General features: G+C 53.8%; 10 protein-coding genes. 9 read left to right on the plus strand and 1 reads right to left on the minus strand.

The window, feature by feature from the left end; translation table 11 throughout:
* Window positions 1-25 precede the first annotated feature (25 nt).
* The 7 genes from K334_RS0101145 (at window position 26) to rpmA (ending at window position 8,764) form a co-directional block, all read left to right on the plus strand.
* The gene (locus tag K334_RS0101145; protein ID WP_025881300.1) at window positions 26-1,213 is read left to right on the plus strand and encodes an ATP-binding protein; all 1,188 of its coding nucleotides are present in this window, start codon (window positions 26-28) and stop codon (window positions 1,211-1,213) included.
* Between the two features lie 59 nt (window positions 1,214-1,272).
* Complete coding sequence (gene nifJ / locus K334_RS0101150; protein ID WP_027444381.1) at window positions 1,273-4,860, plus strand: pyruvate:ferredoxin (flavodoxin) oxidoreductase; 3,588 nt, start codon at window positions 1,273-1,275, stop codon at window positions 4,858-4,860.
* A gap of 328 nt (window positions 4,861-5,188) precedes the next feature.
* Complete coding sequence (locus K334_RS0101155) at window positions 5,189-5,980, plus strand: RNA methyltransferase (RefSeq protein WP_025881299.1); 792 nt, start codon at window positions 5,189-5,191, stop codon at window positions 5,978-5,980.
* Between the two features lie 40 nt (window positions 5,981-6,020).
* Window positions 6,021-6,896: a hypothetical protein gene (locus K334_RS0101160; RefSeq protein ID WP_025881297.1), complete on the plus strand. Its 876-nt coding sequence runs from the start codon at window positions 6,021-6,023 to the stop codon at window positions 6,894-6,896.
* Window positions 6,862-7,935 (plus strand): bifunctional histidinol-phosphatase/imidazoleglycerol-phosphate dehydratase HisB, encoded by a 1,074-nt coding sequence (gene hisB / locus K334_RS0101165; RefSeq protein WP_025881296.1) that lies wholly within the window; start codon window positions 6,862-6,864, stop codon window positions 7,933-7,935. The genes K334_RS0101160 and hisB overlap by 35 nt, the downstream gene beginning before the upstream one ends.
* A 204-nt stretch (window positions 7,936-8,139) precedes the next feature.
* Window positions 8,140-8,457, plus strand: coding sequence for a 50S ribosomal protein L21 (gene rplU / locus K334_RS0101170; protein ID WP_021590439.1), 318 nt, complete (start codon window positions 8,140-8,142; stop codon window positions 8,455-8,457).
* A 19-nt stretch (window positions 8,458-8,476) separates the two neighbouring features.
* Window positions 8,477-8,764, plus strand: coding sequence for a 50S ribosomal protein L27 (rpmA, locus tag K334_RS0101175; RefSeq protein WP_021590446.1), 288 nt, complete (start codon window positions 8,477-8,479; stop codon window positions 8,762-8,764).
* 340 nt (window positions 8,765-9,104) lie between these two features.
* Here rpmA and rfbC read toward each other — a convergent pair whose 3' ends face one another.
* Window positions 9,105-9,677 (minus strand): dTDP-4-dehydrorhamnose 3,5-epimerase, encoded by a 573-nt coding sequence (rfbC, locus tag K334_RS0101180; protein WP_027444382.1) that lies wholly within the window; start codon window positions 9,675-9,677, stop codon window positions 9,105-9,107.
* A 161-nt stretch (window positions 9,678-9,838) separates the two neighbouring features.
* Here rfbC and K334_RS0101185 point away from each other — a divergent pair, with 161 nt between their 5' ends.
* Both K334_RS0101185 and K334_RS0101190 read left to right on the plus strand, forming a co-directional pair.
* On the plus strand, window positions 9,839-12,832 hold the full coding sequence (locus K334_RS0101185; RefSeq protein ID WP_025881293.1) for an FAD-binding and (Fe-S)-binding domain-containing protein: 2,994 nt from the start codon (window positions 9,839-9,841) through the stop codon (window positions 12,830-12,832).
* The gene (locus K334_RS0101190) at window positions 12,829-15,360 is read left to right on the plus strand and encodes an endonuclease MutS2 (protein WP_027444383.1); all 2,532 of its coding nucleotides are present in this window, start codon (window positions 12,829-12,831) and stop codon (window positions 15,358-15,360) included. The genes K334_RS0101185 and K334_RS0101190 overlap by 4 nt, the downstream gene beginning before the upstream one ends.
* Window positions 15,361-15,377: the final 17 nt, after the last annotated feature.

Genomic DNA, 15,377 nt, shown 5'->3' on the forward strand with positions numbered 1-15,377 from the left:
GATAAAACAAAAACGGAAGCGTGACATGGAAGCTTTTTTTCGAACTCACTCCTACTTGGTCGAACATACTGACGCCACAGTCCGTCGTACCCTCATGGACGAAATAGACTGGAACGAACGCATGATAGGCATAAAGGGGACTCGTGGCGTTGGGAAAACGACCTTCCTGCTTCAATACGCAAAGGAGAAGTACGGCCCCCATGACAGGCGATGCTTGTACGTCAACATGAACAATTTCTACTTCCAAGGCAAAGGAATAGCCGACTTTGCGGCCGACTTTGTCGCTCACAACGGAAAGGTTTTGTTGATCGACCAAGTCTTCAAGCAGCCCGATTGGAGCCTGGAGCTGCGAAAATGCTACGATCTTTTCCCACAACTCCAGATCGTCTTCACAGGCTCCAGCGTGATGCGGCTGAAAGATGAGAATCCGGAACTTAACGGAATTGTAAGAAGTTACAACTTGCGCGGCTTCTCTTTCAGAGAGTTTCTGAACCTACAGACCGGCAACACATTCCGCCCTTACACGCTGGACGAGATTTTAAAGTCGCACGAGCAAATCATCAAAGACATTCTACCCAAGGCAAGTCCCTCTTCTTATTTCGCCGAATACATCCACCACGGCTTCTATCCGTTCTTCCTGGAACACCGGAACTTCTCGGAGAATCTTCTGAAAACCATGAACATGATGACCGAAGTGGACATCCTGCTCATCAAACAGATAGAGCTGAAATACCTGACAAAGATCAAGAAGCTGTTTTATCTGCTGGCCGTCGACGGTCCGAAAGTCCCCAACATCAGCAATCTGGCGCACGAAATAGAAACCAGCCGTGCAACGGTGATGAATTACATCAAGTATTTGGCGGACGCCCGGCTCATCAACATCATTTATCCCGTCGGCGAAGAGTTTCCGAAGAAGCCGAGCAAAATCATGATGCACAACTCCAACCTGATGTATGCCATCTACCCGATTCAAGCCAGCCAGCAAGACTTGATGGAGACTTTTTTCGTCAATTCCCTTTGGAAGGACCATCTGGTAAACCAAGGAAACAAAGAACATTTCTTCATGGTGGACGGAAAGTTGAAGTTCAGGGTGTGCGACGCGCAAAGCGACCACAAGATCAGGTACAGCACCGACACGTTCTATGCCCGCTACAACACAGAAATAGGAAAGGGAAACCAGATTCCGCTTTGGCTCTTGGGCTTCCTCTATTGACATTTGAATTGACTATCAACGAACAAAGACATATATATTCATTTTAATCTAAATAAAAAATGGCTAAAGAAAAAAAGTTTATGACATGTGATGGTAATACCGCTGCTGCACATGTGAGCTATATGTTCACCGAAGTAGCTGCCATCTACCCTATTACTCCGTCATCTCCCATGGCTGAGCATGTTGACGAATGGGCTGCCAAAGGTCGTAAGAATCTCTTCGGTCAAACCGTTTCCATACAGGAAATGGAATCCGAAGGAGGTGCGGCGGGTGCTGTTCACGGCTCACTTCAGGCCGGTGCGCTCACATCCACCTACACTGCTTCTCAAGGTTTGCTGTTGATGATTCCCAATATGTACAAGATTGCCGGCGAATTGCTGCCCTGCGTTTTCAACGTATCGGCCCGTACATTGGCTTCTCATTCGCTTTGTATCTTTGGAGACCACCAGGATGTGATGGCATGCCGCCAGACCGGCTTCGGCATGTTCTGCTCCGGTTCCGTACAGGAGGTGATGGACCTTTCCGCCGTTCCTCATCTTTCGACACTGAAGACCAGCGTTCCCTTCATCAACTTCTTCGACGGTTTCCGCACGTCGCATGAGTATCACAAAATCGAGGCCATGGACATGGAGGACATACGTCCATTGGTTGACATGGATGCCGTGAAGCGTTTCCGCGACCGCGCCCTCTCTCCTGAGCGCCCGGTTACACGCGGTACCGCCGAAAACCCCGAGACTTTCTTTACACATCGTGAGGCTTCCAACCAGTACTACGACGCCATTCCCGAAGTAGTGGAGAGCTATCTTGGCGAGATTTCCAAGATTACCGGACGCGAATACCACCTGTTCAACTACTATGGAGCTGAAGACGCAGAGAATGTTATCATCCTGATGGGCTCCGCCACAGAGCCTGCCCGCGAGGCAATCGACTATCTCAACAAGCAAGGAAAGAAGGTAGGTATGGTTGCAGTTCACCTCTATCGCCCGTTCTCCGTCGACTTCCTGAAGAAGACGCTTCCTGCCACTGTCAAGCGCATCGCCGTTCTCGACCGCACGAAAGAACCGGGGGCAGAGGGAGAACCGCTGTATCTTGACGTGAAGTCGGCACTCTACAACGACGAGCGCAAGCCGTTGATTGTCGGTGGTCGCTATGGTCTCGGTTCCGCCGACACGACTCCGGCCAAGATTGTCGCCGTGTTCAAGAACCTTGAATTGCCAACGCCCAAGGATCATTTCACGGTAGGTATCGTCGACGACGTCACCTTCACTTCACTTCCCGAAGAAGAAGAAATCCCAATGGGGGGCGACGGCATGTTCGAAGCCAAGTTCTTCGGACTCGGTTCCGACGGAACGGTTGGCGCCAACAAGAACTCTGTGCAGATTATCGGCAACAACACCAACAAGTATTGCCAGGCCTACTTCTCATACGACTCAAAGAAGTCCGGTGGCTTCACTTGCTCGCATCTCCGCTTCGGCGACGACCCCATCCACTCTTCGTATTTGGTAAATACGCCCAACTTCGTGGCTTGCCACGTTCAAGCTTACCTGCACATGTACGACGTGACACGCGGTTTGCGCAAGAACGGCACCTTCCTTCTGAATACAATCTTCGACGGTGAGGAACTGATCAACTTCATTCCCAACAAGGTAAAACGCTGCTTTGCCAAGAACAACGTCAAGGTTTACTACATCAACGCTTCCAAGATTGGCCAGGAAATCGGTCTGGGCAACCGCACCAACACCATTCTCCAGTCGGCTTTCTTCCGCATTACAGGCGTCATCCCTGTAGAGTTGGCCGTAGAACAGATGAAAGCTTTCATCGTGAAGTCTTATGGCAAGAAAGGTGAAGACGTTGTCAACATGAACTACGCGGCCGTGGATCGTGGCGGCGAATATAAGGAATTGGCTGTCGACCCCGCATGGGCGGAACTGGCCGACGACAACGGCAACATCGACGACGCACCCGATTTCATCAAGGAGATTGTCCGTCCTATGAACGCACAGGCCGGCGACCTTCTGAAGGTTTCCGACTTTGTCAAATACGACACCGTTGACGGAACTTGGCAGAATGGAACTTCTGCATACGAGAAGCGTGGTGTGGAAGCGTTCGTTCCCATTTGGAATTCGGACAACTGCATCCAGTGCAACAAGTGCGCCTACGTTTGTCCCCACGCTTGCATCCGTCCGTTCGTTTTGGACGAGCAGGAAGCAGCCGCTTTCGACGGCAACACCATCGACGTGCTTGCTCCGAAGACGCTGAAAGGCATGAACTTCCGCATCCAGGTTTCCGTACTTGACTGTCTCGGCTGCGGCAACTGTGCCGACGTCTGCCCCGGCAAGAAGGGTGAAAAGGCCTTGAAGATGGCTCCATTCAATGTCGACGCACCGGATATGATCAAGGAAAATCAGACTTGGAACTATCTCATCAAGAACGTAACCTCGAAGCAACATCTCGTAGACATCAAGCAGAGTCCGAAGAACTCGCAGTTCGCACAACCCTTGTTCGAGTTCTCCGGCGCATGTGCCGGTTGTGGAGAGACACCTTATGTCAAGCTGATTTCCCAACTCTATGGCGACCGCGAGATGATTGCCAACGCCACAGGTTGCTCTTCGATCTACTCGGCTTCCGTACCATCCACGCCCTATACGACGAACGCCAATGGCCAGGGACCGGCATTCGACAACTCTCTATTCGAGGATTTCTGCGAATTTGGTTTGGGCATGGCTCTGGGAAACAAGAAGATGAAAGAACGTATCGTGAAGTTGCTGAACGACGCGACTGCCCACGAAGACTGTCCGGCAGAGTTCAAGGAAGCCGCAGAGAAATGGATTGCAGGCAAGGATGACGCCGACGCGTCCAAGGAAGCTGCCGCAGAACTCAAGCCGCTCATTGCCGCCGGTGCCGAAGCAGGCTGCCCAATCTGTGCAGAACTCAAGACCCTCGACCACTATCTCGTGAAGCGCAGCCAGTGGATCATCGGTGGAGACGGTGCTTCTTATGACATCGGTTACGGCGGTCTCGACCATGTTCTTGCTTCGGGTGAAGACGTAAACATCCTCGTTCTCGACACCGAAGTTTACTCGAATACCGGTGGACAGAGCTCCAAGTCCACTCCACTTGGCGCCATCGCGCAGTTTGCGGCTCAAGGAAAACGCATCCGTAAGAAAGACCTCGGCCTGATGCAGACGACCTACGGCTATGTCTACGTTGCACAGATAGCCATGGGAGCTGACAATGCACAGACATTGAAAGCCATCCGCGAAGCCGAAGCCTACCCAGGCCCATCTCTGATCATTGCGTATGCTCCCTGTATCAACCATGGTATCAAGGGCACCAAGAAGATGAAGAGAAGCATGGGCACCAGCCAACGTGAGGAAGAACTGGCCGTAGCATGCGGCTACTGGCACCTCTGGCGCTACGACCCGCGCCTTGCCGACGAAGGCAAGAATCCGTTCCAGCTTGACTCCAAGGCCCCGAAGTGGGAGGAATTCCAAGACTTCCTCATGGGCGAAGTCCGCTACTCATCAGTGGCAAAGGCCTACCCCGTAGAAGCCGCAGAGCTGTTCTCACAGGCAGAGAAGATGGCGAAACTCCGTTATCAGACTTATGTTCGCAAGAGCCAGGAAGACTGGTCGGAGCAAATCTAACGTGAGTTTGCATCTTTTCAAACGAAGAAAAGCAAACTGAAAACAAATGAAAAAAAGGCAATCTGTCAAGGTTGCCTTTTTTCATGCCCACCTCTTTCCGCTCCCAATGCGTTCCGACAAACAGCGCAAGTGCCGCCGCTATCCCGTTGCCATAGGCTCATCCGAACTGCGAAACATTTTTCCGACACATGCTCCATGCCGTTTTGCAGATTAATATTATTTAGGGAATCAACTGCCACGCCATGCCGGTATTTGTATTAACTTTGTAACATCAAACAAGAAACGGCCCACTGCGCGTTTGCAATCTGCCTTTCAAAAGCTCCCAATGATGATAAGCAAAGCTAAGATCAAGTATATCAAATCACTCGAACAAAAGAAGTTCAGACGTCAATTTGGCTGCTTTGTCGCTGAAGGGCCCAAAATCGTAGGCGAGTTGCTGCATACGATGCTTCCCCGGCTCATCGTTGCAGAATCCTCATGGATGGAATCCTACTATGAAAAAAGCCTGAAAGCGGTTGCACCCACCACCGTTTCTTCGCCAGAGCTACTGGAAGTCTCCCACGAAGAATTGCGCAAACTCAGTTTTCTCCAACATCCCCAGGAAGTGCTGGCGGTCTTTTCCATCCCCACACGCTCAGAACAAGAAGCCATCGGACAAGCACGCCAAGGCCTGACGCTGGCTCTCGATGGCGTCCAAGACCCCGGAAACCTCGGAACCATTCTAAGGATTGCCGACTGGTTCGGCATACAAACCATTTTTTGCAGCCCCTCGACCGCCGACATCTACAGTCCCAAAGCCGTACAGGCGACCATGGGCAGTATCGCCAGAGTGCAGACCTTCTACATGGATTTGCCCGCCTTGTTCGAGAATCTGCCGTCCTCCATCCCGATATACGGCACCTTTCTGGATGGCCATGACATATATGAAACAACGCTTTCGGACAACGGAATCATCATCATGGGCAATGAGGGCAACGGCATTTCGGACGAAGTCGCCGGCTTTGTGAGCCACCGTCTGCTGATACCAAACTATCCGCCAGGGAACATCACCGCAGAGAGCTTGAATGTAGCGGTCGCCACGGCACTCACCTGCGCGGAGTTCCGCCGGCGTCGCAAGTAATCATCTCCAATCGTTTATCACGCTTCTTTCAGACATAACTATGGACATAGAATTTAAAAACAAGGGAGTCAGAGGATGTATCGGCTCCGCATGCTCCCTGCTGTCTAACAACAAGCGGCTCATCTTCCGCAAAACCTACCCTGCCGCATTGCTTGGCGCATTCTTCGCGGCAGTCCTGACCTACCTGCTGTTGCCCAATCCCGACGCCATCCGGCAGGCGGCAGCCCACCCGTTGCTCCTCCCCGTGCTCACGCTTGCTTGTCTGGCAGCCTTCGCCATGGCCGAAACAGGATTCATAGGAAGGCTATCCGGCTGCATCACAGGCGACTACAAACAAGCCTGCAAGCGAAGCTTCATCTTTCCGGTCATCGTCTTTGGGCTTTTCCTCGCAGTCTATGGCGGCAACCAACTGCTCACGCCCGCCTTCTCACCGCTGGCCAAAAGCCATCCCATTCTCACGCTTTCGCTCTTGGAACTCTTCAAGACGTTGCTGCTCATCCTGCTCATCGTCTTCCTACTCCCCCTGGTTTACTCCACCACAAAATACCTGTTTGTCCCTGAAGCCCGGGCCTCGCAAGTCTTTACTGCATACTACAAGGAAGGCTTTCATCACAAGGGATTCATCCTGCTGACGCTCTTTGTGCTGCTCCTCATCATGATACCCACATGGATTGTCCTGCTCATGCCGGGCTTCATCCTGGCTTTGGAACAGGTCACGAATGTCCAAGGACAGCTCATCGGCGACCCCGACGGCCTGCCGTCGTGCTTCGGTTGTCTGCTGGTGGCAGTGCTGACCGTTTTGTTTTTCCTCGCGCAATACGTCTTGTCGCTCTTTTTCTATTCCACCTATTTCATATATCTGTCCATCAAAAGCAGAATCGATGAAAAAGCAAAGAATACTATTTATAGACCGTGACGGCACGCTCGTCGCCGAACCGGAAGACGAACAGGTCGACTCGTTCGGCAAACTGAAATTCGTCGACGGCGTTTTCAAGAATCTCAGGTTCATCTGCGAACGGCTTGACTTCCGACTTGTCATGGTCACAAACCAAGACGGACTTGGAACACCGGCCTTTCCTGAAGAGACTTTTCGGCCCATACACAACTTCATCCTCCAAACACTGAAGGGAGAGGGTATCGTGTTTGACGACCAACTCATCGACAACCATTTCCCCGAAGACGGCTCCCCCTGTCGCAAGCCCGGCATCGGCATGGTCCGCAAGTATATCGACGACCCGGCATTCGACATCGGCGGCAGCGTCGTCATCGGCGACCGAGACTCCGACGCGCAGTTTGCACGCAACATCGGCTGCCGCTCCTACATCCTGGGGGACGGACTCACGTGGGACAAGATTGCAGAACTGCTGTTTGCCGGTGAGCGGATTGTGGAGAAGACACGCACTACACGGGAAACAGACATCCATGTCAAGGTGAATCTCGACGGCACCGGCCGCTGCGACATAGCTACCGGAGTGGGATTCTTCGACCACATGCTCGAACAAATTGGCAGGCACGGCATGATGGATCTCACCATCCGCGCCCAAGGCGACCTGCATGTGGACGAGCACCACACCATCGAAGACACGGCCATCCTGCTGGGGGAATGCCTCGCCGAGGCCTTGGGCGACAAGCGCGGAATCGAACGCTATGGCTATTGCCTGCCCATGGACGACAGCCTGTGCCAAGTGGCGCTCGACTTCGGAGGCCGTCCATGGCTCGTCTGGAACGCCGACTTCCGACGCGAGAAGATCGGAGATATGCCCACGGAGATGTTTCAACACTTCTTCAAGAGCCTCAGCGACGCTGCCAGGATGAACCTGAACATCAAGGCCGAGGGCGCAAACGAGCACCACAAGATAGAAAGCATATTCAAGGCGCTGGCCCGTGCCCTCAAGATGGCCGTCCGACGAGACATCTGGAACTACACCCTGCCGACGACCAAGGGCACACTCTGAAGCACAAGCGCACATAAGTTAAAATTACGGCGACAAGCGGCTCCGTTTCGTTAATTATCCATAATTCCACATCCACGCAGCTTATACGGCAAAGGAATAACTATTTAATTTTTGTAATTTTGCACCCGATTTAGTCCGCAAAGGCTCGATGAAGTGTTGGCCGAATGCCAAACGCCTTACGGAAAACCGTTTATATCAATTAAAATGTACGCAATCGTAGAAATTAACGGTCAGCAGTTCAAGGTCGAAGAGGGCAAGAAGCTCTTCGTCAACCGCCTCAAAGATGTAGAGGAAGGCAAGACTGTTGAATTTGACAAGGTTCTTCTCGTAGACAAGGAAGGCACTGTCACAGTGGGCGCACCTACTGTAAGTGGCGCGAAAGTAGTAGTTGAAGTTGTGAACCCGCTTGTCAAGGGCGAAAAAGTCATCGTTTTCAAGATGAAACGCCGCAAGGACTATCGCAAGAAGAACGGCCATCGCCAGCAGTTCACAGAGGTAACAGTAAAATCAGTAATCGCTTAAAACGTAGGAGGAACAAAGAATGGCACATAAAAAAGGTGTAGGTAGTTCTAAGAACGGCCGTGAATCAGCTTCACAAAGATTAGGCGTCAAGATTTGGGGTGGCCAGAAAATCGTTGCAGGCAACATCATTGTCCGCCAGCGCGGCAACAAGCATTTCCCCGGTGAGAATGTAGCTCAGGGTAAAGACGACACGTTGTATGCCTTGACGGACGGTATCGTTTACTTCCACAAGGGTAAATTCAACAAGAGCACCGTTTCCGTTCTGTCACCAGAAGCGTATGCCGCCAAGACCAACGTCGAGGCTTAAACCGAAACAACTTATTCCAAACAAACATAGAAGCCCGCTCTTTCAGAGTGGGCTTCTGCTCTTTCCACACCCCTGCAAGCCTCCACACCCCATTTCGACCGCCCTTCGTGCGGGAACGCACGGAAGGTGTCACACGCCTGGCGGCCGCCGGCAGACGAAGATGAAGCCGTTGCCGCACCATCTCTCCTCGCCCACTTTCCAACAAGCCTGCTTTCAACCGCCAAAAGCACTGCTTTCAGCGGCCAACCGCTATGCTTTCGCAATGCAAAAGGACTGCCGTTGCAACGCCGAAGGACTGCTTTCGCGAAATCAAAGGACTGCGGTTGCAAACAACGGCACATTAAGGCTCGTAGCATTCGCCATCAACAAACGGACTGTCCAGGTCTTTCAGCAACGGATGGTGCCTGTCTTTCTCTGAAAGAACGACCTTGTCGGCAGGTATCCGCCAATCAATGGCCAGCTGCGGGTCGTCAAAGGCCAAGGCCCCTTCGGCTTCGGGATGATAGAAATTGTCACACTTATACTGGAAAACGGCCGTCTCGCTCAACACGGAAAAGCCGTGGGCAAAGCCGCGGGGGATGAAAAACTGCCGATGGTTGGCTTCCGTCATCTCGCAACCTACCCACTGTCCGTAGGTGGGCGAGCCTCTGCGAATGTCCACCGCCACGTCGAGCACCGCGCCACGAATCACCCTGACCAACTTGCTTTGCGCGTAAGGAGGCCGTTGGAAGTGCAGGCCTCGCACGACACCATAGCTCGACCGGCTCTCATTGTCCTGACAAAACGTGATTGTCCGTACCTGCTTGTCGAAATCCCGTTGCGAGTATGACTCGAAAAAGTAGCCTCTGGCGTCCTGGAACAGGCGCGGTTCCAAGACAAAGACTCCCTTGATTCTTGTTTCTATTACGTTCATGATTCCATCTTGTTGCCCGACAAAGGTAGCACATATATGCGACAGAGACGACAAAGTGGCCCGGAAATACGGATTTAGGCCGCATGATATAATCGATGAATGGAAATTAATCGCTAATTTTGCAATATATATAATGTACAAACATATTTAGAGGGGACGCTATGGAGCCGCTACGCTATGATCTATTCTTGACAGATGTTCGCCGATTCGTGGACGAACAGCAAATCTACACCGATGAACTAAGGACGCTTGCCTGGGGAACCGACGCCGGTTTCTACCGCTTGGTTCCGAAAATCGTCATCCGGTCGGACGGCGAACGACAAGTGTCACGAATCCTGCAAGCCTGCGACAAACACAACATTCCTTATACTTTTCGCGCGGCCGGCACATCCCTTTCCGGACAGAGCATAAGCGATTCGGTCCTCATCGTGGCGGGCAAGCATTGGGAACGACACGAGCTGCTGGATGACGGTCAAGCCATCAGGTTGCAACCGGGCGTCGTCGGTGGCAAGGTCAACCAGATTCTGAAGCCGCTCGGCAGAGTCTTCCCGCCCGACCCGGCGTCGGTCGGCAGTGCCATGGTCGGCGGAATCGTGAGCAACAACGCCTCGGGCATGAACTGTGGCGTGCATGCCAACAGCGACCGCATGCTTGTCAGCGCCCGACTCATCCTGGCCGACGGCACAATCGTCGACACCGGCAGCGAGGAAAGCAAAGAGGCTTTCAGAAAATCGCACCCCCGATTCATTCAACAAATCGAACAGCTGCGCGACAAGGTCAGGGCCAACAAGCCCCTCGCCGACCGCATTCGCTACAAATACAGTATCAAGAACGTCACGGGACTCAACCTGCGCCCGCTCATCGCCTACGACGACCCGTTCGACATCATGGCGCACAGCATGGTTGGCTCAGAAGGTACGCTGGCATTCCTGGCCGAAGTGACGATGAAGACGCTCAAGGACTATCCCTTCAAGGCGTCGGCCATGGTCTATTTCAAGTCGATGAAGGAAAGCTGCGAGGCCATTGTCAAACTGAAAGAACTCATTTCAGGCGACCAAGACTTGGCCATGAGCGCGGAAAACCTCATGGTGAAGAGTGCCGAAACGCTCGACTACAAGTCGCTCAGTGCCGTGAACGACCCTGTTTCCCTGCAATATCGGGAGGATGTAGACGCCGGCAGGATCGCCGGCGTCATGCCCGGCAACCATCAAGGGCTAACCGCCGTGCTCACCGAGACGAAAGCCGTCTCGCACGAAGCGCTGCAGAAAAATGTCGATACGATACTCGACGTGTTGCAATCGTTCGACCTCTACCGTCCGGCCACATTCACGGAAGACCCCGAAGTCTACAACCGATATTGGGCCATTCGGTCGGGCATCTTCCCTTCGGTCGGCGGAACCCGCCCCATAGGCACCTCCTGCCTGATAGAGGATGTGGCTTTCCACATAGAAGACTTGCCCGAGGCGACCGTCAAGTTGCAGAAACTCATCGCCAACCATGGCTATGACGACGCCTGCATCTATGGCCACGCCTTTGCGGGAAACTACCATTTCATCCTGAACCAAAGCTTCAAGAGCGACATGGAGGTCAAACGCTACGAGAAAATGATGCACGACGTGACCGAACTTGTCGTCAAGGAGTTTGACGGTTCGCTGAAAGCCGAGCATGGAACGGGGCGCAACATGGCGCCTTTCGTGCGCTATGAGTGGGGTGCGGAAGCCTTCGAGGTGATGAAGGAGCTGAAAGCCATCTTCGATCCGAAGGGCTTGCTCAACCCGGGCGTCATCTTCAACGACGACCCCGGTTGCTTCACGCAGAACCTGAAAGACCTGCCCGAGCTGCGTTTCCCCTACGAGAAGATTCCCGATGGCGAACGCTATCTGACATTGGAGCAGGGCAAATCGTCGACACAGGCCATGATCCAAGGCGTGAAGGACGCCAACAAATGTATCGAATGCGGCTTCTGCGAAGTGAACTGCGTGTCTTGCGGACTCACGTTGTCCTCTCGCATGCGCATCGCTATCCAGCGGGAAATCAGCCATTTGGAGCAAACGGGAGAGAATCCCATGCTCCTGCGAAAGCTGCGGGAGCAATATCGCTACCAAGGCGACCAGACCTGCGCTTCCGACGGGCTGTGCGCCACCAGCTGTCCCATGAAGATCAACACGGGAAACCTCACCCATCTCATCCGCCAAATCAACATGCTCGACAATCGCGTGGGCTACAAGGTGGGGGAATTGGGTGCCAACCATATGGCCGGAATCAAGCGCGGGCTGCGCGGCGTGCTCGACTTGGCCCACCTGGGCCACAGCATTCTGGGCGACAAGCTGATGACGGTTCTGACGGAACAGTTCCACAAAGCCGGCATGCCCCTATGGACGGTGGCCATGCCCCGCCCAACGCGTCAGCCACAACGCCCCAAGAATCAACTGAAAGCCGGCGGCGAGCGGCTGAAAGTGGTCTACTTCCCCAGCTGCATCAACCAAACGATGGGACTGAGCAAAGGTGCGCCTGTGAAGAAGACGGTCGTCGACGAGATGACAAGCCTCATGAACAAGGCCGGTTATGAAGTCGTCTTCCCCGAAGGGATGCACCACATGTGCTGCGGACAGATTTGGGAGAGCAAAGGAATGATGGACATTGCCGACCGAAAGAGTGCCGAATTGGAGGCAGCCTTGTGGAAAGCGAGCGAAGAAGGACGCTATCCTGTGGTGTGCGACCAAAGCCCTTGCCTGCACCGCATGCGCAAGGTCTTCACGAAAATGAAGCTCTACGAGCCTGTCGAGTTCATCATGACCTATCTGAAAGACCGCCTCGTCTTCCATCCCACCCACAAGCGGATTGCCATCCACGTCACTTGCTCCACGCGAGAGATGGGCTTGACCGACCGGATGATCGAGCTGGCAAGCCTCTGTTCCGACCATGTGTTGGTCCCCGAAGGCGTCGGCTGCTGCGCCTTTGCGGGCGACAAAGGTTTCACGCACCCTGAGCTGAACCGATACGCGCTCCGCAAACTGCGCCCGCAGATAGAGAACGCCGACATAGAAGTGGGCTATTCCAACAGCCGCACCTGCGAGATTGGCCTGCAAAGCAACGCGGGCATACCCTATTTGAACATTGCCTACCTGGTCAATGAAACAACTGAAGCCAAATGATTTACCCAGATAATTTTGAAACAAAGGTCGGATTTGACGAAATCCGCAGGACTATCAAAGGACGTTGCCTGTCGACTCTCGGCAAAGAGATGGTGGACAACATGTCCTTCTCGACCGACGCCGACGCCATCAACACCCAAATGGCGGAAATCAGAGAGTTCAGACGCATCATCGAGAAGCAGGAAGACTTCCCGTTGGACAACTTCCACGACGTTCGGGAGGCGCTCAAGCGGGTCAGAATCGTCAATACACACTTGGAAGAGAGTGAGCTTTTCGACTTGCGGCGGTCACTCGACACGCTCCATCGCATCAAGAGATTTCTCATTCCGCCGACTGCGGATGAGCAACCCGCCTATCCCACGCTGGCTCTGCTGGCCGAAGAGGTGACGACTTACCCGACCGTCATCCAGCGCATCGACCAGATTCTCGACAAGTTCGGCCACATCCGCGACACGGCTTCGCCCGCCCTGCACGACATCCGCAGGGAACTGGCGCGCATGGAGGGCAGCATTTCGCGCACGCTCAACAGCATTCTGCGCGCCGCGCAGAGCGAAGGACTGGTGGACAAGGACGTGACGCCAACGCTGCGAGACGGCCGTCTCGTCATTCCGGTTGCGCCCGCACTGAAAAGAAGGATACAGGGTATCGTCCACGATGAGAGCGCAACGGGCCGAACGGTCTACATCGAGCCGACGGAAGTGGTCGAAGCCAACAACAAAATCAGGGAGTTGGAGAGCGACGAACGGCAGGAAATCATCAGAATCCTGACCGACATCAGCAACAAGATTCGGCCGGAAGCTCCCGAAATGCTGCGTTCCTACGTGCTGATGGCCCACATCGACTTCATACAGGCCAAGGCTCATATGGCCATCGGCATGCAGGCTTTCGAGCCGAAGGCCGAGGACGTGCCGCACATCGACTGGATTCGCGCCCGCCATCCCATCCTGGCAAGGACCAAGGAAGTCGTACCGCTCGACATAACGCTGACCGCCGACAAGCACATCCTCATCATTTCCGGGCCCAACGCCGGGGGCAAGTCCGTGTGTCTGAAGACCGTCGGTCTGCTGCAATACATGCTTCAGATGGGGGTCAGCATACCCTTGGGCGACCGTTCGACGGTGGGCGTCTTCCAAAACATCATGATCGACATCGGCGATGAGCAGAGTCTGGAGAACGACTTGAGCACTTACTCCAGCCACTTGCTCAACATGAAAAACATGATGAAGGCCGCCAACGACCGAACCCTCATCCTTATCGACGAGTTCGGTACGGGAACGGAGCCGCAGATAGGCGGCGCCATCGCCGAGAGTGTGCTGGGACAATTCTGCAAAAGACAGGCTTTCGGCGTCATTACGACCCACTATCAGAACCTGAAACACTTCGCCGACAGCCATGAAGGCGTAGCCAATGGCGCCATGCTCTACGACCGCCACGAAATGCGGCCGCTCTTCCAGCTGGCCATCGGCCGCCCCGGCAGCAGTTTCGCCATCGAGATCGCACGGAAAATAGGGCTTCCCGAAGAGGTGATCGACGAGGCTTCGGAAATCGTGGGCAGCGACTACATCCAAAGCGACAAGTATCTGCAAGACATCGTGCGCGACAAACGCTACTGGGAAAACAAGCGACAGAGCATTCACCAGCGTGAAAAGGACATGGAAAAGACCATCGCACGCTATGAAGAAGAAATCGAAGCACTGGAGAAAAGTCGAAAGGAGGTCATGCAGAAAGCCCGCCAGCAGGCTGAGGAATTGTTGAAAGAAAGCAACAAGCGCATTGAAAACACGATACGCGAAATCAGGGAACACCAGGCCGAAAAGGAGGAAACGCGCAAGATTCGACAAGAGTTGAAGGCGTTTGAGGAGAACATTCGCAGCGAAGAAGCGCAGAAGGAAAACGACGAAGCCATCGCACGGAAGATCGAACAAATCAAGCAACGGCGGGAACGGAGTGCCAATCGCAAGAAAAACAAGGCCAACTTGGAAGCACAAGCAGCCGAAGCCATCAGGAAAAACGCCAATCTGCGCCATGGAAGCCTACAGGACAGACCGCTGCAAGCTGGCGACATGGTCAGAATCAAGGGGCTGCAGACCGTCGGAACCATTGAGAGCATTGACGGAAAGATGGCCAGCGTCATTTTCGGAGACATGCGCACGAAGATGAAAACAGAGCGGTTGGAGCCAGCCGACACACCCAAGGCGGAAGAATCGACGACGGGACGACTGCCGAACCTGGCTTCTTATCAGATAAGCCGCACCACCCGCGACACGATCGACGCCCACAAGAACAACTTCCATCAAGACTTGGACGTCAGAGGCATGCGTGGTGACGAGGCGTTGAATGCCGTACAATATTTCATCGACGACGCCATCCTCGTGGGAATGCAGCAAGTCAGAATCCTACATGGCAAAGGCAACGGCATTCTTCGCCAGCTCATCCGGCAGTATCTGTCCACAGTTCCCAACGTGACGCACTTCCGCGACGAGCATGTACAATTCGGCGGAGCCGGAATTACAGTCGTCGAACTGTAACTCCGGCTCTCCATCGG

The organism is Segatella baroniae DSM 16972 = JCM 13447, assembly GCF_000426585.1.
Taxonomy (GTDB): Bacteria; Bacteroidota; Bacteroidia; order Bacteroidales; family Bacteroidaceae; genus Prevotella; species Prevotella baroniae.

Excerpts from the sequence above, each read along its gene's own strand:
- nifJ (WP_027444381.1), top strand. The coding sequence starts at position 1,273 with ATGGCTAAAGAAAAAAAGTTTATGACATGTGATGGTAATACCGCTGCT.
- rplU (WP_021590439.1), top strand. The coding sequence starts at position 8,140 with ATGTACGCAATCGTAGAAATTAACGGTCAGCAGTTCAAGGTCGAAGAG.
- hisB (WP_025881296.1), top strand. The coding sequence starts at position 6,862 with ATGAAAAAGCAAAGAATACTATTTATAGACCGTGACGGCACGCTCGTC.
- K334_RS0101160 (WP_025881297.1), top strand. The coding sequence starts at position 6,021 with ATGGACATAGAATTTAAAAACAAGGGAGTCAGAGGATGTATCGGCTCC.
- rfbC (WP_027444382.1), bottom strand. The coding sequence starts at position 9,677 with ATGAACGTAATAGAAACAAGAATCAAGGGAGTCTTTGTCTTGGAACCG.
- K334_RS0101155 (WP_025881299.1), top strand. The coding sequence starts at position 5,189 with ATGATAAGCAAAGCTAAGATCAAGTATATCAAATCACTCGAACAAAAG.
- rpmA (WP_021590446.1), top strand. The coding sequence starts at position 8,477 with ATGGCACATAAAAAAGGTGTAGGTAGTTCTAAGAACGGCCGTGAATCA.
- K334_RS0101145 (WP_025881300.1), top strand. The coding sequence starts at position 26 with ATGGAAGCTTTTTTTCGAACTCACTCCTACTTGGTCGAACATACTGAC.
- K334_RS0101190 (WP_027444383.1), top strand. The coding sequence starts at position 12,829 with ATGATTTACCCAGATAATTTTGAAACAAAGGTCGGATTTGACGAAATC.
- K334_RS0101185 (WP_025881293.1), top strand. The coding sequence starts at position 9,839 with ATGGAGCCGCTACGCTATGATCTATTCTTGACAGATGTTCGCCGATTC.